Origin of the sequence: Marivirga salinae, assembly GCF_030503855.1 — a bacterium.
Classification (GTDB): Bacteria; Bacteroidota; Bacteroidia; order Cytophagales; family Cyclobacteriaceae; genus Marivirga; species Marivirga salinarum.
On record NZ_CP129971.1, the window covers coordinates 2,582,922 to 2,606,351 of the forward strand.

At 32.6% G+C, this 23,430-nt stretch carries 19 protein-coding genes; 9 read left to right on the forward strand and 10 right to left on the reverse strand.

Going from position 1 to position 23,430, the window contains the following annotated elements; genetic code table 11:
- Positions 1–161 precede the first annotated feature (161 nt).
- The 3 genes from QYS49_RS10845 (at position 162) to QYS49_RS10855 (ending at position 4,534) form a co-directional block, all read left to right on the forward strand.
- On the forward strand, positions 162–2,333 hold the full coding sequence (locus tag QYS49_RS10845; RefSeq protein ID WP_308347254.1) for a carotenoid oxygenase family protein: 2,172 nt from the start codon (positions 162–164) through the stop codon (positions 2,331–2,333).
- Between the two features lie 59 nt (positions 2,334–2,392).
- On the forward strand, positions 2,393–3,919 hold the full coding sequence (locus QYS49_RS10850) for a PP2C family protein-serine/threonine phosphatase (RefSeq protein WP_308347255.1): 1,527 nt from the start codon (positions 2,393–2,395) through the stop codon (positions 3,917–3,919).
- Between the two features lie 66 nt (positions 3,920–3,985).
- Positions 3,986–4,534: a hypothetical protein gene (locus tag QYS49_RS10855; protein ID WP_308347256.1), complete on the forward strand. Its 549-nt coding sequence runs from the start codon at positions 3,986–3,988 to the stop codon at positions 4,532–4,534.
- On the opposite strand, the gene QYS49_RS10860 is transcribed toward QYS49_RS10855, so the two are convergent.
- The 5 genes from QYS49_RS10860 to QYS49_RS10880 all read right to left on the reverse strand — a co-directional run bounded on the left by QYS49_RS10860 (position 4,518) and on the right by QYS49_RS10880 (position 11,565).
- On the reverse strand, positions 4,518–4,991 hold the full coding sequence (locus QYS49_RS10860; RefSeq protein WP_308347257.1) for a hypothetical protein: 474 nt from the start codon (positions 4,989–4,991) through the stop codon (positions 4,518–4,520). The two genes, QYS49_RS10855 and QYS49_RS10860, sit on opposite strands and share 17 nt — an antisense overlap.
- Positions 4,992–5,211: 220 nt before the next feature.
- Positions 5,212–6,474, reverse strand: coding sequence for a TonB family protein (locus QYS49_RS10865; RefSeq protein ID WP_308347258.1), 1,263 nt, complete (start codon positions 6,472–6,474; stop codon positions 5,212–5,214).
- Between the two features lie 6 nt (positions 6,475–6,480).
- Positions 6,481–6,840 (reverse strand): BlaI/MecI/CopY family transcriptional regulator, encoded by a 360-nt coding sequence (locus QYS49_RS10870; protein WP_308347259.1) that lies wholly within the window; start codon positions 6,838–6,840, stop codon positions 6,481–6,483.
- Between the two features lie 137 nt (positions 6,841–6,977).
- Complete coding sequence (locus tag QYS49_RS10875) at positions 6,978–8,813, reverse strand: cation:proton antiporter (RefSeq protein ID WP_308347260.1); 1,836 nt, start codon at positions 8,811–8,813, stop codon at positions 6,978–6,980.
- Between the two features lie 160 nt (positions 8,814–8,973).
- Entirely contained in the window at positions 8,974–11,565 is a 2,592-nt protein-coding gene (locus QYS49_RS10880; protein ID WP_308347261.1) for an ATP-binding protein, read from the reverse strand.
- A 206-nt stretch (positions 11,566–11,771) separates the two neighbouring features.
- Here QYS49_RS10880 and QYS49_RS10885 point away from each other — a divergent pair, with 206 nt between their 5' ends.
- Positions 11,772–12,326, forward strand: coding sequence for an NUDIX domain-containing protein (locus tag QYS49_RS10885; RefSeq protein ID WP_308347262.1), 555 nt, complete (start codon positions 11,772–11,774; stop codon positions 12,324–12,326).
- Positions 12,327–12,333: 7 nt separating this feature from the next.
- Here QYS49_RS10885 and hisC read toward each other — a convergent pair whose 3' ends face one another.
- The 3 genes from hisC to hisG all read right to left on the reverse strand — a co-directional run bounded on the left by hisC (position 12,334) and on the right by hisG (position 15,606).
- On the reverse strand, positions 12,334–13,383 hold the full coding sequence (hisC, locus tag QYS49_RS10890; RefSeq protein ID WP_308347263.1) for a histidinol-phosphate transaminase: 1,050 nt from the start codon (positions 13,381–13,383) through the stop codon (positions 12,334–12,336).
- Between the two features lie 9 nt (positions 13,384–13,392).
- Positions 13,393–14,682 carry a histidinol dehydrogenase gene (hisD, locus tag QYS49_RS10895; protein ID WP_308347264.1) on the reverse strand — a complete coding sequence of 430 codons (1,290 nt, stop codon included), beginning with the start codon at positions 14,680–14,682 and terminating at the stop codon, positions 13,393–13,395.
- Positions 14,683–14,748: 66 nt separating this feature from the next.
- Positions 14,749–15,606 carry an ATP phosphoribosyltransferase gene (gene hisG / locus QYS49_RS10900; RefSeq protein WP_308347265.1) on the reverse strand — a complete coding sequence of 286 codons (858 nt, stop codon included), beginning with the start codon at positions 15,604–15,606 and terminating at the stop codon, positions 14,749–14,751.
- Between the two features lie 349 nt (positions 15,607–15,955).
- Here hisG and QYS49_RS10905 point away from each other — a divergent pair, with 349 nt between their 5' ends.
- The gene (locus QYS49_RS10905; protein ID WP_308347266.1) at positions 15,956–16,432 is read left to right on the forward strand and encodes an Mpo1 family 2-hydroxy fatty acid dioxygenase; all 477 of its coding nucleotides are present in this window, start codon (positions 15,956–15,958) and stop codon (positions 16,430–16,432) included.
- Positions 16,433–16,434: 2 nt separating this feature from the next.
- Here the strand turns inward: QYS49_RS10905 and QYS49_RS10910 are convergent, their stop codons facing one another.
- Complete coding sequence (locus QYS49_RS10910; RefSeq protein ID WP_308347267.1) at positions 16,435–17,043, reverse strand: IMPACT family protein; 609 nt, start codon at positions 17,041–17,043, stop codon at positions 16,435–16,437.
- A gap of 92 nt (positions 17,044–17,135) precedes the next feature.
- On the opposite strand from QYS49_RS10910, the gene QYS49_RS10915 reads away from it, so the two are divergent.
- The 4 genes from QYS49_RS10915 to QYS49_RS10930 are packed head-to-tail and all read left to right on the forward strand — an operon-like array spanning position 17,136 to position 20,608.
- Positions 17,136–18,053, forward strand: coding sequence for a GNAT family N-acetyltransferase (locus QYS49_RS10915; protein ID WP_308347268.1), 918 nt, complete (start codon positions 17,136–17,138; stop codon positions 18,051–18,053).
- Complete coding sequence (locus tag QYS49_RS10920; protein ID WP_308347269.1) at positions 18,047–19,273, forward strand: MATE family efflux transporter; 1,227 nt, start codon at positions 18,047–18,049, stop codon at positions 19,271–19,273. The genes QYS49_RS10915 and QYS49_RS10920 overlap by 7 nt, the downstream gene beginning before the upstream one ends.
- Positions 19,263–20,129, forward strand: a complete 867-nt coding sequence (locus tag QYS49_RS10925) for a glycosyltransferase (protein ID WP_308347270.1) — start codon at positions 19,263–19,265, stop codon at positions 20,127–20,129. Before QYS49_RS10920 ends, QYS49_RS10925 begins: the two co-directional genes overlap by 11 nt.
- Entirely contained in the window at positions 20,126–20,608 is a 483-nt protein-coding gene (locus tag QYS49_RS10930) for a low molecular weight protein-tyrosine-phosphatase (protein ID WP_308347271.1), read from the forward strand. The genes QYS49_RS10925 and QYS49_RS10930 overlap by 4 nt, the downstream gene beginning before the upstream one ends.
- 83 nt (positions 20,609–20,691) lie before the next feature.
- Here QYS49_RS10930 and QYS49_RS10935 read toward each other — a convergent pair whose 3' ends face one another.
- Positions 20,692–23,388: a putative LPS assembly protein LptD gene (locus QYS49_RS10935; protein WP_308347272.1), complete on the reverse strand. Its 2,697-nt coding sequence runs from the start codon at positions 23,386–23,388 to the stop codon at positions 20,692–20,694.
- Between the last annotated feature and the right edge of the window lie 42 nt (positions 23,389–23,430).

Consider the following 23,430-nt stretch of genomic DNA (forward strand, 5'->3'; position numbering starts at 1 on the left):
TCTATTTAAAAAATGACTAAACGGTTAAAATAAAATCCTGAATTTCAATTATTATTTGTTGGTAACAATAGAATTAATTGTAAATATTATTGTAATTACTCAACTTTTAGTTGAAATTTTATTATTTATGTGACCGAAAACCATAATTAATCACCAAAACTATGAGTCACCCTAATTTACTCACCTCTACCCGTGAACCCCTAGATGTTGAATTAAAAGTTAAAGAAGGAAAAATCCCAGAAGATTTATCTGGATTTGTATTTATTAATTCAGGTGCAGGTACGGTTAATAGTGGAGGATTACCATATGAAAGAAAGCTTCCAAATGGAGAATTCAATCAGGAATTTGGTTCACCAGTTATTAATGGAGACGGTTATATGTATCGTTTTGATTTTACAGAGGCAGGAAAAGTAAAGCTGAAAACACGATTGTTAAAAACACCATGTTTTTATGCAGACATAGCCTCTAGTCCTATTTTAAATCCTAATAATCCTTATGCAGATATTGCTTTTAAGAATAGAGGGTTGGCTAGGATGTCCATGAAACTGGGTACTAGGAATCAAATCAATACCGCTATAACTCCTTTTCGAAAGCCTGGAGATGATCAATCTCGCTTATTAGCCACATTCGATGCAGGAAGGCCTTTTGAATTTGATCCTAAAAGTTTAGATCTCATTACACCTATAGGAGAAAACAAATTCTGGAGAGCTGGTACACCTCCTTTTTTAAATAATCCATTTCCTATGGTATTGACCACAGCTCATCCTGTTTATGATCCTGAAACCAAGGAGGTATTTAGTGTGAATTTCACTAAAACAACCAAAAACTTATTAAGTGCTACTGAAATTTTCCATTTGATATTTAGTAGTGAAGATGAAATTGAAAAAAGATTAGAAGAAAGAATTAGTAGGTGGGAAGAACTAGATGATAAGGATCAAGTTGTAAAAGAAGTAAATGACTTCTTTTATAAAGAAGCTACAGAAAAAGAGACTAAGTCTATATGGGATAAACTGAGAGGTTTATATTGGAGGCTGATAGGTAAACATTTTTCAAATGAAGATGCCGTTTATCTAGTGCAATGGACTGGATCTAAAAATCCTAAGTCCTATAAAATTGTGAATGAAAATGATTCCAATATTCAAATTCAACATAATATGCATCAAATTGGATTCACTAGGGATTACGTTCTCTTAGCAGATACCAATTTTAAATTTACATTAGATGTGATGTTGAATAATCCTTTTCCTAATAACCAGAGGATTGACTCATTTTTAAGGGAATTATTGGATGGTGCTCAAAATGATTATTCCACACTTTACATTGTTCATAGAAAAGATTTATTACCAGAGAATAAGGTAGTGAAGGCACATAAGGTAGTGCTTCCAGTAGAAACGGTGCACTTTTCAGCTAATTATGAAAATCCTGATGGGGTAGTTACTTTGCATGCAGCACATAATTGTAGCGCATGTCCTGCAGAATGGGTTCGCTATTATGATGAATGTAAATTGCATAATAAACCCATCGACCCTCAAAGAGTTGGTATGTTGGCAGTAGGAGAGATGGATATTGGTAAAATAGGAAAGATTGTTATTGATGTAGAAAATCGTGATAACCTTGAAGATAAAACGGTATTCCTACATCTGGAAGGTAAACCAGGAGACAAAGACCCCGGCCCTCATACTTGGGGTGTGGGTCTTTATACCTATCGTGATATGTTATCACCTGATAAAAATGTTGGAGAAATAAAACATATTTTCTGGCAGGCATACGGTTTAGATGATCAGCTTTTAACCGATTTTATGTACAGACTTTATCAAGATCCTAAAAGAAATCGGGTTTATAGTGCAGAACAGATGCTTGAATTCACTAAAAAAGGTGCTCCATTTGTTCTAGAAACAGTTGAAACTGATTCGATGAAAGCCACAGATCACTACAGTTTTCCGAACGATACATATATGTGGTCTTTGCAATTTGTACCTAGTAAGTCTCAAAATAATGCTATTCCTGAATCTTTAAATGGTTATATTTTATGTACTGTAATAGGAGAAGAGAAAAATGTTCATCAAACGAGTTCTTACTTTTCGGAGATCTGGATTTTTGATGCCTCAAATTTGCAGAAGGGACCTCTTGCAAAGCTGCATCATGATGAACTACAGTTCGCTTTTACAATCCATTCTGTTTGGGTTAAAGAGGCCTCTGAAGTTAGTGAGCCTGATTATAAAATTGATATAAAACAAGATTATGATGAACAGATAAAGCATATAAAAAGAAGGTGGTTACGCAAAAAAGTACAATCTTTGATGACTAATCATGTTTATCCTCATTTTCGATAAATTATTTTTATTTTTGAAGTTAGTGTGTTAATCTCGCATTGCGATTTTTAAAGATATAGATGAAGCTCAATATAGCAGACAGTTTTGGTATTAATTTGAATGAAGCTTGGAAAGAAGAATATAAGCGGATAGGGCATATCTATGCTAGGTGGGGTGCTCTTCTAGTTATTTTTCTGTTTCCTCTTAGCACCATTCCTGAACTCTCTATTGATAAGCCAAACTTAAATATATGGTATGCATTTAGGTATGGACCTTCAGTTGTTGTGGGAATAGTATTTTTACTTCATCAAAAATTCAAATTTAGCCACGAATTACTGTTTGAGATCATTGCCTTCTGTCTCTTTACCTCTGCCGCTTATATGGTAGATTGTTCAGACTGGATGACTTACTTAATTTCGATGGTGACAGTATTTATCACCAGTGCGGTTTTGGTTATACTAAGGCCATTTTATTTTGTGATTAACTTCTTTGCGGTTTTTCTAATCCAGATTTTAGTCCACACCTATTTTTGTGATGCTGGAATATTAGATTATTTCATGATGAAGAGTGTTAATATTTTGATTGTAGTAGGAATTGCTGCCTTTTCTATGGCCGTTTTCCGCTATTATATCATGAAAAATAATTTCATGCATCGTGTAGCATTGCAAGAAGCCCATTTTGAATTGCAAGAAAGAAATCAAAGTTTAATTAAGGCTCAAAAAGATTTAAGGTTTAAGAGTGATCAGATTTCTGAGCAGAATGAAGAACTTAAAATGCAAAAAGAAGAAATTCTTTCTCAAAGAGATGCCATGCAGTCACAGAAAGAATTTATTGAAAAGCAAAATAGGGATATTATAGGGAGTATTCGATATGCGGAAAGGATTCAATCAGCTATGTTGCCCACTAATGCATACATTAAAAAGATGCTACCAAATTCATTCGTATTGTTTATTCCAAGAGATATAGTCTCAGGAGATTTTTATTGGGCTGCTGAAGTGAATGGAAAGAAAATTATTGCTGCTATTGATTGTACAGGACATGGAGTGCCTGGTGCTTTCATGTCATTAGTTGGAGATACTAATATGAATCAGATTGTGCTTCAAGATGGAGTTACAGATCCTGCTGAAATACTGAACAAATTGCATTTTGGAGTAAGTAGTTACCTAAAGCAATCTGAAACTGAAAATCAGGATGGAATGGATGCTGCTATAGTTGTAATTGATGAAAAGAAAAAAACTATGCGCTTTGCGGGCGCTAAAAACCCTCTGGTGATTGTGAAAGAAAATCAAGAGATGGAAATTATCAAAGGCGATAAAATGTCCATAGGGGGCAAAAGAAAGACCAATATTCAAGATGGATTTATTTCTCATTCGATAGTTTACAATCCACAAGATACTTTCTACATTTTCTCTGATGGGTACCAAGATCAATTTGGTGGGCCAAATGATAAAAAATTTATGGTGCGCAAATTACGTAATCTTCTACAAGAGGTGTCTGTGAAAGAAATGAACGATCAATATTATCTATTAAATAAGCGATTTGAGGAATGGAAACAGGGATATAGTCAAACTGACGATGTTCTATTGATAGGTTTTAAAATTAATTAATTCGCTAATGTATTTTTCATTTGAGAAGGATAGTTTTTTTATCTAAAGTTTTCGTAATTTTATTTTATGGAAGACTACAAAATCCTCATCTACATAGTTCTCTCAATTTTATATTTCCTATTTAAAGGTAGGGGTAAAAAGAAAAAGCCTGTAACAAGGAAAAATACTCAACCACAACAAACGGAACAAAATTCAGGAGAGAAGAAACGTCCGAAGTCTTTTGAAGAACTTCTTGCTGAGTTAAGTGGAGAAAATCAAGAAAAGGAAGAAGCTTCCAAATATGAAGATGATGATGAAATCTTGACAGATAAGGAAGAAATTAAACCGCTTTCTGAGCAAGTTGATGAAAGACCTATGCGTCAGGAAGTAAATCAAAGGGATTATGAAAATGCAGATGAAACTCTAAAAGAACTTTACAAAAAAGGCGAGCGTTTAAAAAGTATAGATGAATTAGTGGATATTGAGGAAGTTGCTACTCAAAGTAATAGATTCAATGAATTTAGTGATGAGGATAATAATAATCAATTTGCTCGAGAAATAAGAGAAGGCTTATCTGATCCTGAAAGTGCTAAAAAAGCGATAGTTTATGCTGAAATTCTTAATCGGAAGTATTGATACTTACCTCATTTAATTTATAGTTTTTAACAACCCATTCATTTTCTTTCGTTTTTTCAAGCTGAGCATCTAAAAATATTTTTTGCTCCTTTTCATAATACATTCTTGCATTTTGATAGGATAGTAAGACTTTAGCTTTTGATTTTTTAAGTTTGAATTCATCTACTTTGATGAAAAAATTGTGCTCAAGCTCTATTAAATCATTTTCAGTAATAATTCTTATGGACTTATCTCGAACACTAAGTTGAATATCTCTACTCTCTAATTCAGGGAAAGCCTTCATAAGTACTTCCTGTTTATTATTAGTCCCTACAAATCGAGGTGAGTAAGTCAAGTATTTTTGAAATTCTTCAATATCAAAGATGCTCTGCAATACTTCTTGTTGCTGATTTTGTTTTACCATTTTTGCAGAAGGAAAAACTAATAATATTAATAATAGGCTTAGGAGGTATTTCATTTTATAATTCATTTGAATATATTTATTTTCAACGGTCACATGGAATTCAATAAATTTTATTCCTGCCAGAGGCAGGCAAGCTATCCACTGTTGGAATATTGAGGATTCTAAAATTTATGCTCATTTCATGTTATATCAATAAATATAATCAAAACAATTCAAACCATATGTTGATTAATCTCCTAAATCCTATGGAAGTACCATTTGAATATTAATTTACTTATAAAACAAACCTGATAGGAATAACTCTTGTGGAACGTACAGTCTTTCCATTATGCTTTCCTGGTATCCAATTACCGTAGTTTTTGAGTACTTCAACTGCTAATTCATCACAACCAGCGCCAATTCCTTTTACAGATTTTACATTACTTAAGCTACCGTCTCTTTCAATTACAAATTTAATATAAACAACACCTTCAACGCCTTTATTGATAGCTTCCTTAGGATAATTTCCTTCTAAGTCTTTACTTAAAGCATCATATAAGGCTTCGATTCCTTCTCGGGGCTCTGCTTGCTTTTCAACTACTGAGAAAATTGGATTTACATTATCGTGTTCATCTTTCAATACCTTATTATCAGATGTAGGTTTATTTTCTGGTTTTAAGATGATCTCTTCCTTTGGATTTAAATCACATGCAAATAGTAAGCTAATTAAAGCAAAACTTAAAGCAGCTAAAAACGGCTTACTTTTAGAGTTTTTACTACTCTCCAACATGTTTAATCTATTTAATATGGTTGGCCTAGCAAAATAGCTTACAAACTGAAATTGCTGTTGGTTTAATGTTTGTTGTATTAATATTTGTGCATAATTCGTTTTTTGAGTGTCCTCGCAAGCATATTGATCCGCTAAATACTCATGATTTTCTACAATATATTTTTTAATTTTCTTATTTAAAGGGTTGAAAATGAGGATTGATGATAAAATTTCTACCCAAATAATATCAAAAAAATGCAATGTTGTTCTGTGATTTTTTTCGTGTTTTAGAATTACCTCTTTGTTTTCATCATACATTAATTTTTCAGGAAGCAAGGTTTTATTTAAGAATGTAAAAGGAGGGATGTCATCTTCAACCCAATAAACCTTATGTTTGAAATCGAAACGTGCGAATCGGTAAAGTAATTTAAATTGGTAATAGCTTTTCCCAAACTTTATTAAGAAAATTAAAAACGATAGGAAAACTAAAATACCATATGCCCAAGGAAAAATAATATCTAAGGTAAATAAACCGGTTTCTATAGTTTGTGGGCCTTTATTAAATGTTGTTGTTGAATTGGCACCACTTAATAAAGATGATTCAATAAATGTGATGTTCTTAAAAAATTTAAATTCTAGCAAAGGGGCAATTATACTTACCCCATAAATTGCTAGAAGATAGAAACGATTAAAGGTGAAGCTTTTCTCATTTCTTAATGAGTAATGATAGATTCCACCCAAAATCAAAAACAACAAATGAGCTTTTGAAATGTAAATTAAGGTTTCCATTATGGATTATTTTTGATCTTTCAAATGCTTCATTACCTCGTCTAGTTCTGAGGTACTTAGGTTTTCTTCTTTCGCAAAGAAAGATGCCATATTAGCAAATGATCCTTCAAAATAACCATGGATAAGTTTTTTCAAGCTTTGTTTTTTGTATTCATCTTTTTTTAATACTGGATAATACAAATAGCTTTTACCTGTTTTTTCATGGCCAACTACTCCTTTTCTTTCTAGAATTCGAATAATTGTACTTACGGTATTGTAGGCTGGTTTAGGTTCTGGTAAAGTTTCCAATACTTCTTTTACATAAGCTTTTTTCAAGCCCCATAGCTTATGCATGATTTGTTCTTCTGCTCTGGTTAATACTAACATAATTTCCCCCTATTATTTTGTTAAAAAGCTCAATATAAAACTAATGCGTTAGTTTTGAAAGAATTTCTTAATTTTTTAAGAAAAAATTTTAAGAATTTTTATTAAAACTCAATAAACGAGTGATTTTCAAAGTGAAATCATTCGTTTTCATTGCTTTTCATGTTGTAATTTTTGTTTTTCAAAAATATCAACCGGTCATCTTTTCCAACCTCTTCTGGATAACCTGAAATAATTTGTAATTTCTTTTCAGCAGTTATAATAAATAATGGAATTATTGTTTTTCCTTTTTCTTCCAAAAATTCTTCATATTCGGATTCTCCGTAGAATTTCACTTCTGAAATTTCACTATTTTGTCTCAATAAATGATTAAGACTTAGGTAGTCCAATCTGGATTTGAAGAGTACATTTTTCGGTAACGGTAGATTATCGTTTTCTGCCTCTTCTTTACTCACTATTCTGTAGGTATTTTCCATACCTAATTCATTATCGAACCAACTTAATGCTAATGAATTGATACCAGAGTTACTGGTTACAGCCATCATTTTACCAATTTGCGATAAATCTACCTCCTCAAAAATTTCTTCAGAAAGTATGTTTCCTTCGTATACTGGTATATTCAGTTTTCTAGCTTCATTAACATTATGTTTGGCTGTATCTGCCAATAATACATAAAAGCCTTCTTTTTTGAGATATAAAGCTAATTTTTTAGCTATTTCATTTGCTCCGACAAACAGTACTCCTTGGGGTTCCTTTCTTAAAACACCTAACCATTTGCCAACATATTTTGCGCTTGTTCCCTGTATAACTACAGTCCCTACAATAACCAAGAAAACAAGAGGTAAGAGTAATTCTGCTTCAGTTTTTAAAGCTTCACTTGTGGCATCGGAACTTAATAAATCAAGAGAGAATAGGGAAGCTACTGCTGCAGCTACAATACCTCTAGGTCCAATCCATGCTATAAATAATTTTTCTTGCCATCGTAAATTAGAGCCTATTGAACTCAACCAAACCCCTAAAGGTCTAAGTATTAAAATAACTACAGCAAAGAGCACTAAACTTCTGGTACCTAATTGTTCTATTTGTACAATATCAATTCTACTTGAAAGCAGGATAAATAGAAGGGTCACCAATATAAGACTGATATCTTCCTTAAAAGACAATATTTTTTTGAAATCATCAAGTTTCATGTTGGCTAATACAATTCCCATTATGGTGGTTGCTAGTAAGCCAGCTTCTTTTTGTAATAAATCAGAAACAGAAAATACTAATATTACTGTACCTAAGGTGATTACATTCCTTAAATAATCTGGAATCTTATTCTTACTAATAATATACCATATTAAAATTGCTCCAAAACCACCAACAAAGAAACCAACAGAAATGGTAGTGAAGAAATCTTTTAATGCTTCTACTGTGTAGTATTCACCGTTCGAAGAGCTTTTTATGAATTCATAAACCAGAACTGCTATTAAAGCACCTAATGGGTCAATAAGAATTCCTTCCCATTTTAGAATGGTATTAATTTTGGCATTAGGTCGTACGTTTCGAAGAATGGGTAGAACCACTGTTGGTCCTGAAACTATTATTAACCCACCAAATAATAATGCCATTGAAAGACTCAAGTCAAGAATGGCGATGGCGGCAACTGTTCCACCAATAAAGGTTATAATCACTCCTACAAATAGTAAATTCCGAACAGTACTGGCCACGGTTCTTACTTCCTTTAAATTAAGAGTTAAGCCTCCTTCAAAAAGTATAACACCTACGGATAGTGATACAAAGGAAAATAGTAAATCACCTGAAAAAATCTGATCACCATCAATTAGCTTACTACCTTCTGGAGTAAAGAAAGTAGATATTGGACCAACAAGTAGTCCTATTAAAATTAGGGGAAGTATTGCGGGTTGTTTTATCTTCCATGCCAACCACTGGGCAAATACCCCTAATACTAAAATGCTTGCTAACTCTATCATTCTGTAAGATTTTTGATTAAATCAATTCTAAAAATAGTGATAAATTACTGTATTAGTAGTCTAAACTGATTTTTATTTTTAGTTCATTAAATGAGTGAAATTGAAACTGAAAATAATATAATAAAGGGGTGAGGTTCTTTAATGAAACGAATAACTAAACTTAATATTCAGAAATATGAATTTTTTTACTTACTCTTTTTGAATTTGGCTCTATTCCTGTTAAAGGAAATATAAGTGTGAAAGTACTACCATTTCGTGTATCACTTTTAAGTTGAATTTCCCCATTAAGTTTATTTGTAGCTTTTTTTACGAGGTACAAACCCAAACCATTTCCCGTAGAAGTTTGAGAAGTCCTTTTAAACATATGAAAAACCTCTTCTTGTATGTCCTCGGATATTCCAATTCCATTATCTTTTACACTTAAAATGAGATGGTCATCCTTTACTTTTGCATCAATTGTGATTTCTATTTTGTCAGATTTATTAAAAACTAAGCTGTTTTCAATTAGATTACTTAAACATATTTGGAGAATTACAGGGTAGAATAAAACAGATTTTACTGAGCTATTAATTCTAAGATCGTAATTGTACTTAACACCATCAATTGATTTAGTTTTAATTACTTCATCTGCAATTTGATTTATTTCTTTTTCCATTTCGAGTGTTTGAGGAGATTTTAAATTCTCAAAATCTCCTAGGAAACTAACTGCCTGAAGTTTCTTAACCATTCCATCTAACTTTTTTACAGTAAGATCTACTTGATTAAAAAGTTTAGAAGCATCTTCTGACAGATTATAGCCTTTAGATATGCCCACTAGCCCCATTAATGTAGTAAGAGGTCCTCTGAAATCATGTGATGCTCTGTAGAAAAAATGATCTAATTCTGAAAGAGCGTCTTCCAAGGCTAGAGTTCTCTCTTTAACTCTTTTTTCAAGAAATTGATTTAGTTCATGAACTTGATCATTGGCCTCTTTCAGTTCCTCTGACTGTGCCAGTATCTCCTCTTGCTTTTCCTGAATTTGATTATTTAATTCCCTTAATTGAAGGTTGGTCTTGGTTTTTACTTTAAGATATCTGAAAATTATATAGCTTAAAATTATTAGCAGAATGATTCCTATTGCTAATACAATAAGTGTATTTCTTTGAGAATCAATGGTTTTTTGATTTAAAGCTATTATTTGCTCGTTGTTCTTTTTTTGGAGGTTTAATAAGGCTAATTCTTTCTCCTTATTCTTCAGGTCATAAGTTGTTTCTAAGGTGGCTAATTCCAATGTTTTGTTTTCTTCAGATAGTATTTGCTGAGTTTTTAAGGCTTTTAGAAGGTACTCTGATGCAGTTTTATGCATATTTTTTATGGTATATAAATTTGCCTGTGCTTCATAAATTTTCAATAAAAAGTACTTTTCATCTAAATCAATCGCATGTTTCTCACCTAAATTGAAATAATATTGCGCAGAATCATATTGATTCATTTTCATAAAATATTCTCCCAATACCCATTCACCTTCTATCAAACCGATCGTATTTTCTAGTTTCTCATCTACTTTGTAGCTAAATCTATAGAGATTAAGTGCTTCCTTATTTTCACCTAATTTTTCTAGCACTACAGCTTTATTAAATTTTGCAGCACTCATTGATGCTAAGCTTAATGTTTTATTAGAATAAAGTATAGCAGAATCAAAATGTAAGATCGCGGAATCATATTTTTCTAAATCAGTATACAAGGATCCATATGCATTATGTACGTTGCCCATATATTTAATATTGTTAATGTTACGGGCAATATTCAATGATAGATTTAAATATTTTTTAGCTCTTTCTTCCATTTTCATTGAATGAAAAATCCAGCCTAATTCATAATAGGCTATCATAATTGCATTTCTGTTTTTACTTTTTTCAAAAACCTCCAATGATTTAAATATATAGTCACTGGCATCATTATAGTTCCCCATCCATGATAGAAGAATCCCTTTAAATAAATGGATATTAGCCTGACCGAATTCGTATCCGAGACTATCATAAATAGCTTGAGATTTAATTAATAAATCAGAACTTTTATTGTATTGGCTTATTTCCATTGCAGTTTCTGCCAATAGCAAATTTAGTTCAGCTATGTCCATCTGATTATTTGAGTTTTGATAATACTCTAATAGTTGATAAAAAATGGAATCCGATTTATCATATTGAGCTGTTAAATGATAATATCGGCCTTTGAGCTTATTAAGTGTTCTCAAGCTATTTTCTGAATCAATATTCTGAACAAGGCTTTCAGCAACTTGAATAATAGAATCGGATTTTTCTGTTAAACCTATGGAGATAGAAGCAGAAAGCTTAAACATCAATAAATTGAATAATTCAATTGTACTTGTTTCTACTCGATCAATTCTTTTGTCTATCATGGTAATAGCATCCATAAACCTGCCAGTCTTTTCCATCGCAGATGTTGTGGTAGATAGATATTTGTAGATTTCTAAATCATTTTCGATGGCAATTTTTGTTGCTTTTTCATAATAATATATTGCACTATCATATTTTAAGTCGCTATAAAATGATATTCCGTATTGTCTATAGGTTTCGGCCTTTAGTTTTGGATTTGTTTCATTCTTAAGCATGTGAAATGCTTTTCGTGCAGCTTTTTGTGCTTTTGGAATGTCATTATGCCAGTTTTTATCTGATTCTTGTAAAAGTCGCTTTAAGGTTGATTCATTAGTCGAGTTTAAGTTTTGACCAAACAAATCCATTGTTACTATCAATATGCAAGATATAAATAGTAATTTCCTAAATGCGGTGATATGTTGAATTGAAATTTTCAAACTATTATTTATAAAAGTAATTTGAATAAATTTACTTAAATAGGAAAGTATTTATAATAATAACAAATATAAATTTCGATTTCCAACTGTTTTCGATAGACGGTAGAATATAATAGATTGCAAAAAAAAGAATCACAACAAATAATATGTCAAAAAACCCTTGGAAACTTTTAAAGACAAATATTCAATATGATAATCCCTGGATAAAGGTTGAGGAAGATGCAGTTATCAATCCCAGTGGAGGCCAAGGGATATATGGAAGGGTACATTTTAAAAATGTTGCTGTTGGTGTTATTCCGATTGATGAAGAGGGGAATACCTGGCTAGTAGGTCAGTATCGCTATCCATTGGACGAATACAGCTGGGAAATACCTGAAGGTGGTTGTCCAATAGGAGAGAAGGAATTAGATGCTGCTAAAAGAGAATTAAAAGAAGAAACTGGTCTATTTGCCGAGCATTGGGAAGAATTTTTAAGAATTCATACTAGTAATTCCGTATCTGATGAAAGAGGGGTGGTTTTTTTAGCAAAAGATTTGAAACAAGGTGATACTCAGTTTGAAGCAACAGAAGACCTTAAAATTAAAAAGCTTCCTTTAGAGGAAGCCTTTCAAATGGTATTAGATGGAAAAATAACCGATAGCATTAGCATGGCTGCACTTTTGAAATTAAAAGTACATTTATCTAAAAATAATTTTAGGTAACTTATTTTTATATATCTGAAAGAGCTGTAATCAGAATTTCATTTTCTTCTGCAGTCCCGATTGTTATTCTTAAACAGTCATCACAAAGCTTAACATTGGATCTATCACGTACCACAATGCCCTTTTCAATCAATTTTTGATAGATAGATTTAGCTTCATTTATTTTAATCAATATAAAATTGGCATCTGTTAGATATACCTTTTTTACTCCAGGGATATCTTGAAGTTTTTGATTAAGCTTATCTTTTTCAGCTAGAATTGATTTAATCTGCTCTTCAAATCCTTTTTTATTTTTGAGTGAATCTGACACCAATTTCTGACTAGGCCCGCTTATGTTGTAAGGAGGTTTTACTTTATTCAAAATTTTAATTAATTCTTGATTTGCAAAGGCCATTCCCAATCTAGCGGAAGCTAATCCCCAAGCTTTGCTTAAGGTTTGTAAAACCACTAAATTCTGATAATTTTCCAATTGATGAGTCCATGATTTTTGCGCTGAAAAATCTATATAAGCTTCATCTATTACGACTATTCCTTTAAATTTTTCAAGCAAGTTCTGAATGTCATCTTTTCTTAAACTATTTCCTGTAGGATTATTGGGGGAGCAAATGAATAGCATTTTGCTTTCTTCATTGGCTGCATTTAAAATAGCATTTACATCTAATTGAAAATCATTCGTTAGTGAAACTTCAATATTTTCTACATTATGAATAGCTGCTGATACTTTGTACATTCCATAAGTAGGAGGACAGGTAATGACATTCGATTCACCTCCTTTGCAGAAAATCCTGAATAATAAATCTATAGCCTCATCACTTCCATTTCCTAAGAAAATATTTGAGGATGCTATCCCTTTTATTTCAGACAATTGATTTTTAATGTCCTTTTGCAATGGGTCTGGATAACGATTCCAGTTGTGTTGCTCTTCATCAAATGGATTTTCATTTGCATCTAAAAATACCTTGGCATCACCTGAGAATTCATCGCGAGCTGATGAATAGGCTTGCAAACTTAATATATGAGGAAGAACTAAATCTTTCCAATTTACAGTATTGCTCATTCTAACAAATCATTTGTTTTTTAAACTATCCAATCGAACGGTCACCGCATTTTTATGTGCAATTAAAGATTCTGCCTCAGCCATGACTTCCACATGTGGACCTAAATTTTGCAATCCTTCAGGTGTAATTTCTTGGTAGGTGATATTTTTCACAAAGCTGTCCAAAGAAACTCCACTATAAGCTCTTGCAGCTCCATTTGTAGGTAAGGTATGATTGGTGCCCGAAGCATAATCACCAGCAGACTCAGGAGTGTAATAACCTAAAAATACTGAACCTGCATTTTCTATTTGTTCAGAAATTTTTCGTGCATTTTTAGCCAATAGAATTAAATGTTCAGGAGCATATTGATTGATTAAATCAATACATTCTTTTTCATCTTTGAGAATTATTACTGCACTGTTTTGCAAACATCTATCAGCTATTTCCCATCTAGGCAATTCGCTCAATTGATGATAAATTTCTTTTTGCAAAGCACTTAGCATATTGGTAGAAGTGGTGATAAAAATAACCTGGCTGTCTACTCCATGTTCTGCCTGAGAAAGTAAATCAGCCGAAATAAAAGCAGGATCAGCTTCCTCATCCGCATAAACCAAAACCTCGGAAGGACCTGCCGGCATATCAATTGCCACAGCTTCCAAGCTTGCTAGTTGCTTTGCTGCAGTAACATACTGATTTCCGGGGCCAAATATTTTATCAACCTTTGGTATGCTTTCAGTTCCGTATGCCAATCCAGCTATTGCTTGAGCACCTCCAACTTTGAAAATTTGGGTGATTCCTGCTACTTCTGCTGCATATAAAATGGCAGGATGAATATTTCCCTCTTTATCAGGAGGACTACATAAAACGATCTCTTTACAACCTGCTATTTTTGCAGGAATTGCCAACATTAAAACCGTACTAAAAAGGGGAGCAGTTCCTCCAGGAATATAAAGCCCCACCTTTGGAATTGCTACTGATTTTCTTTCACACAATACCCCTGGCATGGTCTCAATTTTAAGTGGGGCAATTTTTTGAGCTTTGTGAAATTTAGAGATGTTATCATGGGCAACTTTGATAGCTTCTTTTAACTTTGTTGAAACCTGTGAAGAAGCTGTTTTAATTTCAGTCTGAGTCACCAATAATTTACCTAACTCTATTCCATCAAACTTCTTGGTATAAGCTTTCAAAGCGCTGTCACCTTTACTTTGCACTTCATCCATGATGGGTTGCACCACTTTTCTGATATCAGATAGTGATTCAGTAGGTCTCTTTAATAATTTCTCCCAATTTTCTCTTTTGGGATATGTATAATCCTTCATAATTTTTTAAATCAAGCAATTTTCTCAAACTCATTTAAACTGTAAGGTTTAATTTAAAATTGAAACCTAAACAATCATTTTTTCAATTGGAGCCACTAAAATGCCTTGTGCCCCAGCTTCTTTAAGTTTTTCTATTACCTCCCAAAATTCATCTTCTTTCACCACAGAGTGTAAGGAACTCCAGCCTTCCATTGCTAAGGGTAGAACAGTAGGACTTTTCATACCTGGTAATAGACTAATGATTTCATCTATGGACTCGTTAGGAGCATTTAATAAAATGTATTTATTGTTCTTTCCAGCCTGGACTGCTTCCATTCTGAATAACAGCTGGTTCAAAATTCTCTCTTGTTCTGCAGATAAATTATTGCCTGAAACCAATACTGCTTCAGAGCGCATAATGACATCAGCTTCCTTCAAGCCATTGCTCAATAAGGTGCTTCCTGAACTTACAATATCACAAACTGCATCAGCTAAGCCAATACTGGGAGCAATTTCCACTGATCCACTAATTTCGTGTATTTCGGCATTAATGTTATTTTCTTTAAGGTAGTTGCCTAAAATTTTAGGGTAGGAGGTTGCAATGCTTTTTCCATCAAGTTCTTTGATATTTTTGTAATCCCAGTTTCTGTCAACTCCAATAGAAAGTCTACATTTCGAGAAGCCTAATTTCTTTACAAGCTTCACGTCCTTTTCGTATTCTACCAAAACGTTTTCGCCTACTATTCCTAAATCTGCTACTCCATCTTCCACATATCCAGGTATGTCATCATCTCTTAAAAAGAGAAATTCAAGGGGGAAATTATCTGCAACGGCTTTTAATTTACCTTTACCATTGCTGAATTTTATACCGCATTCTTTAATTAATTTTAATGAGTCTTCGCTTAATCGACCTGACTTTTGTATAGCAATTTTTAATGTATTCATCTTTAATTTTTAAGTTTTTAAAAATAGTATTTAACTAAGAGATTTTCTAAGGAAATGTTTGATGATTTTCCTTAAATAAATTATAAGTGCAGATACCTGCTTATGGCGATATAGTGAATTTATTCCTCTTAAAACGAGGAATGATGGAATACATGAACCGCATGAAATGCCTGAGAAGCATTTAGCATTGAAGAGATATGTAATCTAGTGTTGTTCATGTGGAAGCAAATGTAATAAGCTTTTTTTAATTAGCTACTATTTTTATTGTGGTTTTAGAAATTTTCAAGAAAAAGTAAGCTAGAAGTGCGCACTTATTGATTAATAGAATAAAATTATCTATTTTAGAAACATGAGAAAAGTTGATGTATTATTAGAAGAATATGGAGCAAGTCATAAAAATGCCACCAACAAATTGGTGCACTGGATTTGCGTGCCTTTGATTTTTTGGAGTATCGTAGCTCTATTATATTCTATTCCCAATGATATGCTGACCTATGCTTTCGGAGTAGGTTATTTTAATAATTGGGCTGTAGTGGTATTAGGGATTGTTTTAATTTATTACATCAGTTTATCAATCCCGCTGTCTATTGGAATGGTAGCTTTTGCCATTTTGTGTATTGCAGTGGCGCGTTGGGCAGATCAATTGAATTTTTTACCATTATGGGGGATTGCTTTAATTGTTTTTTTCTCTGCTTGGGCAGGGCAATTCTGGGGACATAAAATAGAAGGTAAAAAGCCTTCATTCCTAAAAGATTTGCAGTTTTTGTTAATAGGCCCTGCTTGGTTGATGCATTTTATTTATAAGAAAATGGGAGTGAAATATTGATTTTATTCCTGTTCATCTGAGTGGTTTTTAAAAATTAAACCTTCAATCTTTCCTGCCTCTTCTTCAAATTTATCTTTAAGTGATTGCTTTATTCCTAAAGTAGCAGTACAGTTTTCGGTAAACTCTTGATTTTTGATGTCTGCTTCGAAATCTGAAATCAGGCGCATTACTTCATTAGTGATTTCATAACCATATTCAATTTCATAAATTTCTTCAATGGTCACTTCTATTAGGTTTGAAGCTTCTAGTGCTTCAAAGGCAGCAGTTTTATAAGCATTGATTAATCCAGGAACTCCTAATTTTGTACCTCCAAAATAACGAACTACCACTATCAAAACTTCTGTTAAGTTTTTAGATTTTATTTGTCCTAAAATGGGATCTCCAGCAGAATGATTAGGTTCTCCGTCATCATTAGCTCTCAATTTATCTTCTGATAAAATGTAAGCATAGCAATGGTGGCGACCATCATGATATTGCTTTTTTACTTCCTCTAGTCTTTCTTTTACTTCCTCTTCATTTCGTACGCGAAAAGCCAGTCCAATGAATTTACTGCCTTTTTCTTTGTAGAAACCTTCACCACCTTTAGAAATTGTATAGAAATAGTCCTTCATTTAGTCTTTAGAATTTTATCAAAACAGAGGTATTTGAGCAATTTAGTTTCAAAATTATCATTTATTGCATCATAAAAAGTATTTTTACTCTTATGAGGCAAAACTATCAAATTTCCGAGCAATTCCCTTCTCGTGAGGAAGAAGAAGCCTTGAATTTTCCTCTTTTCGCTCGAAAGGAATATTGGCTGCTTCATATGGAGGTAGATGTTTTAGTTCCTATAACCATTAAGAACCACCAAAACCAAATTATTGCTTTTTGGTGCTTTTCCAGAATTAAAAATAGATTGATTACACCTATCAATGCCCCATTTTTTACGCCTTTTTCACACGATTTTGATAAAGATGGGGTTCTCATATTGACAGTGATTAACTATTGTAAAACCAAGTATAATCTTTCAATTCAAATGACTTTAAAGTCTGACTTGGAAATTCATAAGTTTCAGAATTCAATTCCGACATTAAATATCAAGAAAGTAGAGATAGGAAGCCAATTGAGCATAATTAATGATAGTTTTCTCCAACAGATTCAGAAAAAGCGAAAAAGAAGAAAATTACAGTCTCTGTTTTCTGATAATACTTTTGAAATAAAAGAAGTAAATATAAATGAATGGGAAGAAGTCTATGAACAAAATTTAAGCTGGAGGAAAGAAAAAGGGCATCAGAATTTCATGAGTAAGAAGGAAATGTTAAAAGCAAAATTGCAATTCCCTAAATCATATCATGCTTTTCTATTGAAAAAAGATCAAGATTTAATTGGAACTGCCTTCTTTTTGAGAGTTGATCAGAATTTGATTTATGTCTATTCTCTGATAACATCTCCTGCAATTGATTCTGAAGAACCTTCTCTTTTATTGTGGAAAGCAATTTATGATTTTGCAAATGAAAAAAATATTTCAACTGTTGATATGGGTACCTCTATGCTCGCAGATGGCAGCATTAATAAGAGTTTAGCACGATACAAAAAATTCATAGGTGGTTCGCACTATAAAAAATACACTATAGAATGTTGAGATTTTGGAGTAAATACAATCACAGCATTTGGAGTGGAATTCTTCTAATGATAAGAATGATAGCCGGTTTTGGAACACAAAAAGTAGTGGCAATTTTTTATGGTCCTGCAGGAACTACACTTATTAGCCATTTTCAAAATTTTGTAGCTTTATTTACCCAGCCCATTCAAGATGCAGTTGCTAATGGATTGATCAATGCTTTTCCCAAAAAGTCCTTTCAGAAAACTCAAGTTGTAGGCGCTTCTATTATCATTATAACTCTTTTGGTCACCTCATGTGGGCTAATTTTATTGGTTAGTACTCAATTCAAACAAAGCTATTTTTCTTTTAGTCTGGAAAATTGGCTACTTATAATCCCTTCTATACTTCTATTCTGCTTTGGTTTAATTGTTTCAGCTATTTATGTAATTCAAAAGAGATTGAAGCTGTATTCATTTATTATATTGATGCAGTGGATTGTGTTTTTTTTCTCAGTTTTTTATATTGATTTAGCACTTAATCACTTTTTAATTTCTTGGTTAAGTATTCAATCTGTATTTTCAATAATTCTAATTATTCCAATACACTCTCTCCTGAAATTCAATTTTAAGATTGAAAAGAAAGTGAAAAATCATTTTAAGCAGTTTTTAATAATGGCTTTAACGATTTGGTTGAGCAGTAAATGGGTAGATTATTACGTCAGAGAATTCGCAATTCAGGAATTTGGGATAATTCAGACAGGCTTATGGCAATCTGTGGTTAGAATTTCAGAAGCATATAGAGGCCTTGCCATTAGCTTTTTATTTTTGAGTTTGTACCCTATGCTTTCACAAAAATTAGCAAATAATAAATTGGATAAGAGCGATTTGAAAAAGCACTTTTTGCTATATTTTCTAGTAACAGTAGCCTTTCTCTTGTTTGTTTTTCAGTTTAATGAATTTATTTTGAAGGCTCTATATGATTTACAGTATGCTGAAGCTAGCAATCTATTCAAAATTCAAATTATAGGGGATGTTTTTGCTTTTTTAGCCTTTCCTTTCTCTGTTTATTTAATTGCATCAGTTAAAACTAAAACTTATCTCATAACAGAATTAGTAAGTGCACTTATATTCGTAACTTTAATAGTGATGAAGACTGATATCGGTATTGAAATTTTAGTTTATGCGCATATTATTCGATTCATTTTATTTTTTCTAATGGTTTCTTCACTTGGAATAAAAAGTATAAGTAATGTCCGCTAAAGTTTCAGTTATTTGTTTGTGTTTCAATCATGAAAAATATGTGGAAGAAGCCATGAATTCAGTTTTAGCTCAAACATATCCAACTGAATTAATTGTGGTGGATGATGCTTCATCAGACAATAGTGTTCGGAAAATCAATGATTATGTGAAACAGCATTCTAATATCAATATTCAAACCCTTTTTTTTGAGAAAAATGTCGGGAATTGTAAGGCTTTCAACTCGGCTTTGGAATTAACAAATGCTGATTATATTATTGATTTAGCAGCTGATGATATTTTGTTGCCAGATAGGGTAGAGGAGGGCGTAAAAAATATGGAATTAAACCCAAAATTAGCGATCAATTTTACCAATGCAAACTATATTGATGAAGAGGGTGAATATATGAAATCTCATTATTCAATTAATAAAAAAGGTAATGCTACTGTGCATGTTCCTCATGGAAATTTGTTCCATCATATATTGGCGCGTTATTTTATTTGTTCTCCTACCATGATGTATCGAGCCTCTTTTTTTAAGGAAATTGGAGGTTATGATGAAAATTTGGCTTATGAGGATTTCGATTTGATGCTAAGGCTTTCAAGGAAGTATCCTTTTAGTTATACAGATCGAATTTTGGTTGAGAAAAGGGTGCTGAATGCTTCTATGTCTACGAAACAGTATAAAAGAGGGAGTAATCAACTAGAATCAACTTTGAAAATTTGTAAAAAAGCCGCTGAAATGATTCAGGATAAAATAGAGAAAAGAGCTTTACTAAAAAGGATAGCTTATGAAGCAAAACAGGCTTTTGTTTATAAAAGGTTCTTAATATTCATAGCTTTTATTAAATTAGGGGTTAAAATTATTTTGCAAAAATGAAAAGAATACTCTTCGTGTGTTTGGGGAATATCTGTCGCTCACCTTTGGCAGAAGGATTAATGGCTGATAAGATAATAAAATCAGCAGTTGAGGATCAGTTTAAGATAGATTCATGTGGGACTGCAGATTACCATATCGGTGAGTTGCCTGATGAAAGAACTTGCGAAAATGCATTGAAAAATGGTTTAGAATTAAATCACAGAGCAAGGCAATTTGAATCAGCCGATTTTAACAGGTTCGATCATATTTTGATAATGGATAATGCCAATAAAATGAAAGTAATAGGATTGGCTAGCTCTGAAGAACATTTAGAAAAGGTCCAGTTAATGAGAGATTTTGAAACTGAAGCTGATTTACAAGGTACCGATGTACCAGATCCCTATTACGGAGGAACTGAAGGCTTTCAAAATGTATTTAATATCTTAGATAGATGCACCGATAATCTGTTAAATTACCACCTACAAGCCATCGAAAACTAATCTGCTAATTTTATTTTAATTCTTAAATTTCAAAATTAAATATGAAGCAATATGCTTCTTCAGAATTTTAATTATTAACAAACCTAGTTATCCCACCAGCTTCTTCTTCTATTCATTTTTAAATCCTGAAGAATTGATGCTTTTACCCCAATATCTACACTAAATGATTGGAATCTACCGAATGGCACCCAATTAGCATTAATTTGCCAGCAGTGAAGATTTCTGAAAATATTAATAGAAGTTTGGGTAAAGTCTTGCTCTTCAAAGTCATATCCTGATGTAAAACCAACTTTCCAGTTTTCAGTAAAATTCACATCTCCGCTGAAATTCATTGTTTGTTGAATTTTAGCTTCTTCATAGCCTTGTCTGCCCCATCTGATGTTATATCTTACCCTTAAATTCCAAGGTACTTCAAAATCTACATACATATCTGGATTGCTTGTAAGTGCTTGTACCTGGTCTTCAGTTGCCCCAGCCTGACGAGCTTGGCTTTCTAAATTATTTCTATTTTCATCATCACTTTTTTTGCCAGCTGGATTTAAGTTGGTGGAAAGTGCAATATTTGCTGTTGTAAGTCTACCTATACCTCTACCAGCTTCCCAAGCGTATTGATCAATCCTTCTTTGATATACCTTTTCAGTCCCATTCTCATTTATATTAATACTGTCTAATACCATTACATAAGGGTCTATTCCAGTTTGAATATTTATGTCTAGTTTTCCATTAAATAGATTAGTTCTGGCATTGATTGAGATTGGTGCTAAGCGGAAAGAATCTGCAATAACATTGTAACTAGTAGAAAATGAAAGGTTGTCAAATATTTTAACTTTAGTCGGCAAATCTGAAGTATCACTTTTCTTTTTTACTTTCATTTCTACTGTATTGGCCAAGGAGATTCCAATTGTCCCTGATTTACCTCTTCCGGGGCTTCCGTAAACAAAACCTTCATACTTGGAATATATTTTTGTATTGCCCAAAGGATCCGATTGAACTTCTTCGTAGATTCCATATTTTTCATCTCCAAAGTCTGGTCTCCAATTTAAGTTTATTGAAGGGGTCATAATATGGCGAATAGCCTTAACTGCACCTCTTTTTGGGTAAATTGTTCCATAAAGACGAGTGGTGAAACCTATGCCTGCACTATAGGATGAAGCTCTACTAAACTGATTTAGCGTATCTACCACTACCGTATTAAGAGAATCACTATAGCTATGATTCAATTCTTTCAGATACCAAACTTCATCATAATTAAAGCTTGGACTGGCAGTTATGAATTTAAGTAAGTTAAAAGAGGTAGATATTGGGATTCTGTGTTGACCTCCGTTTTGTGCTCTTTTCAATAAATAGGGCAGCGTTTCTTGATTAAAAGGAGCAATACTATCTTGAGTTTCACCCACTGTGCCTAAACTATTTGTAATTCTGTTAGTGGAAGTGAAATTATAGGAATAATTCATCTTTTGAAGCCAGTCTAGTCCATTTGCATTAACATTTTTGAACGGATACTGTCTATTCATATTTAAAGCGGCTTCAGGCAAAGTTAAGTTTATATTATTCGTTCTCACATTCTGATCATGTCTAGCACTGATAGCATAATTGAAGGGTGTTCCTTGAATTACATTGGAATATGAAACATTTGAATTGAAAGTGGCTGATAATTGTTGTTGGGCATCTTGGGAAGGGTTGTTGTTGTTAAAATCAGAAGAACCTGCGTTTACGGAGGCAGAAAATCGGCCAGTTCCTTTTGATTCAGGTCTATGCGACCATTGAATCCAAAAATCTTTTTGAACAGAAGAGTCAGCTTCCGTTTCACCACCATTTTGTTGACTAAATCTTATGTTAAGATTTCCATTGTAGCTATATCTCTTTTTGTAATTGGAAGCAACTGATAATCCGTAACTTCCTTTTGAATAAATCTCCCCTCGAAGGGCCATGTCTGCATATTCATTTATCGCCCAATAGTAACCACCATCTCTTAAGAAAAACCCTCTTCTATTTTCTTCACCATAAGTGGGAAATAAAATTCCGGATGTTTTATTATTAGGCATAGGAAACATCCCAAAAGGAAATAAAAATGGGGTTGGTAATTCGGTGATTTCTAAATTAAAAGGACCAGCTAAAATCTTATCTCCAGGAATTAGTTTGATTTTATTTGCTGCAATACCAAAATGTGGATGTTCTAAATTACAAGTAGTATATAAAGCATGGTCGCTGAACATTTCATCCTTTTCATTCTTCTTTGTCCAGTTAGAATGCATAAAGGCCTCACCTTGCTGAGTAACCACACCTTTGATAATTGCTTTCTTGGAGTCAAAATTATACGTAATTTTTTCCGTTTGATATACTTGGCCTTTATCTGTGAACACAGGTTCCCCAGTCATTTCACCAGTGCTGTCTGCTAAACCACTTGCATCTAATACTTTTGTATTGTAATTGACTTTTATTTTATCTGCTTCTAGTTGTATGTCTCCATAATCAACATGAGCATTTTTATACATAATAATATCCTGAGTTTTCAAGTTAAAGTTTAAAGAATCCTTGGCATTGTAATTGACAGTGGTTTCAATATCACCTTTCTTTTTAGCTTTTACAGTGTCTGTAGCTGCTGTTGAGGTAGAATCAGAAAGGATGGATGAAGTAGAATCAGTAAGAAATTGAGTAGAATCTGTTTTGATTGAATTATTAATAATGGAATCAGAATTCTGAATTACAGAATCAGCTTCTTGAGCAAAACCTAAAAATGGTGCAACAATTATGAAAATACTTAATATATACCGCCTCAAATTATTCTGTGGATTTTTCCGATTTGATGAAATTTTGCAATC

Coding starts and splice junctions, on each gene's coding strand:
- QYS49_RS10905 (WP_308347266.1), top strand. CDS start 15,956: ATGAGAAAAGTTGATGTATTATTAGAAGAATATGGAGCAAGTCATAAA.
- QYS49_RS10860 (WP_308347257.1), bottom strand. CDS start 4,991: ATGAAATACCTCCTAAGCCTATTATTAATATTATTAGTTTTTCCTTCT.
- QYS49_RS10865 (WP_308347258.1), bottom strand. CDS start 6,474: ATGGAAACCTTAATTTACATTTCAAAAGCTCATTTGTTGTTTTTGATT.
- QYS49_RS10875 (WP_308347260.1), bottom strand. CDS start 8,813: ATGATAGAGTTAGCAAGCATTTTAGTATTAGGGGTATTTGCCCAGTGG.
- QYS49_RS10915 (WP_308347268.1), top strand. CDS start 17,136: ATGAGGCAAAACTATCAAATTTCCGAGCAATTCCCTTCTCGTGAGGAA.
- hisC (WP_308347263.1), bottom strand. CDS start 13,383: ATGAGCAATACTGTAAATTGGAAAGATTTAGTTCTTCCTCATATATTA.
- QYS49_RS10855 (WP_308347256.1), top strand. CDS start 3,986: ATGGAAGACTACAAAATCCTCATCTACATAGTTCTCTCAATTTTATAT.
- QYS49_RS10850 (WP_308347255.1), top strand. CDS start 2,393: ATGAAGCTCAATATAGCAGACAGTTTTGGTATTAATTTGAATGAAGCT.
- hisD (WP_308347264.1), bottom strand. CDS start 14,682: ATGAAGGATTATACATATCCCAAAAGAGAAAATTGGGAGAAATTATTA.
- QYS49_RS10925 (WP_308347270.1), top strand. CDS start 19,263: ATGTCCGCTAAAGTTTCAGTTATTTGTTTGTGTTTCAATCATGAAAAA.
- QYS49_RS10930 (WP_308347271.1), top strand. CDS start 20,126: ATGAAAAGAATACTCTTCGTGTGTTTGGGGAATATCTGTCGCTCACCT.
- QYS49_RS10870 (WP_308347259.1), bottom strand. CDS start 6,840: ATGTTAGTATTAACCAGAGCAGAAGAACAAATCATGCATAAGCTATGG.
- QYS49_RS10910 (WP_308347267.1), bottom strand. CDS start 17,043: ATGAAGGACTATTTCTATACAATTTCTAAAGGTGGTGAAGGTTTCTAC.
- QYS49_RS10885 (WP_308347262.1), top strand. CDS start 11,772: ATGTCAAAAAACCCTTGGAAACTTTTAAAGACAAATATTCAATATGAT.
- hisG (WP_308347265.1), bottom strand. CDS start 15,606: ATGAATACATTAAAAATTGCTATACAAAAGTCAGGTCGATTAAGCGAA.
- QYS49_RS10845 (WP_308347254.1), top strand. CDS start 162: ATGAGTCACCCTAATTTACTCACCTCTACCCGTGAACCCCTAGATGTT.
- QYS49_RS10920 (WP_308347269.1), top strand. CDS start 18,047: ATGTTGAGATTTTGGAGTAAATACAATCACAGCATTTGGAGTGGAATT.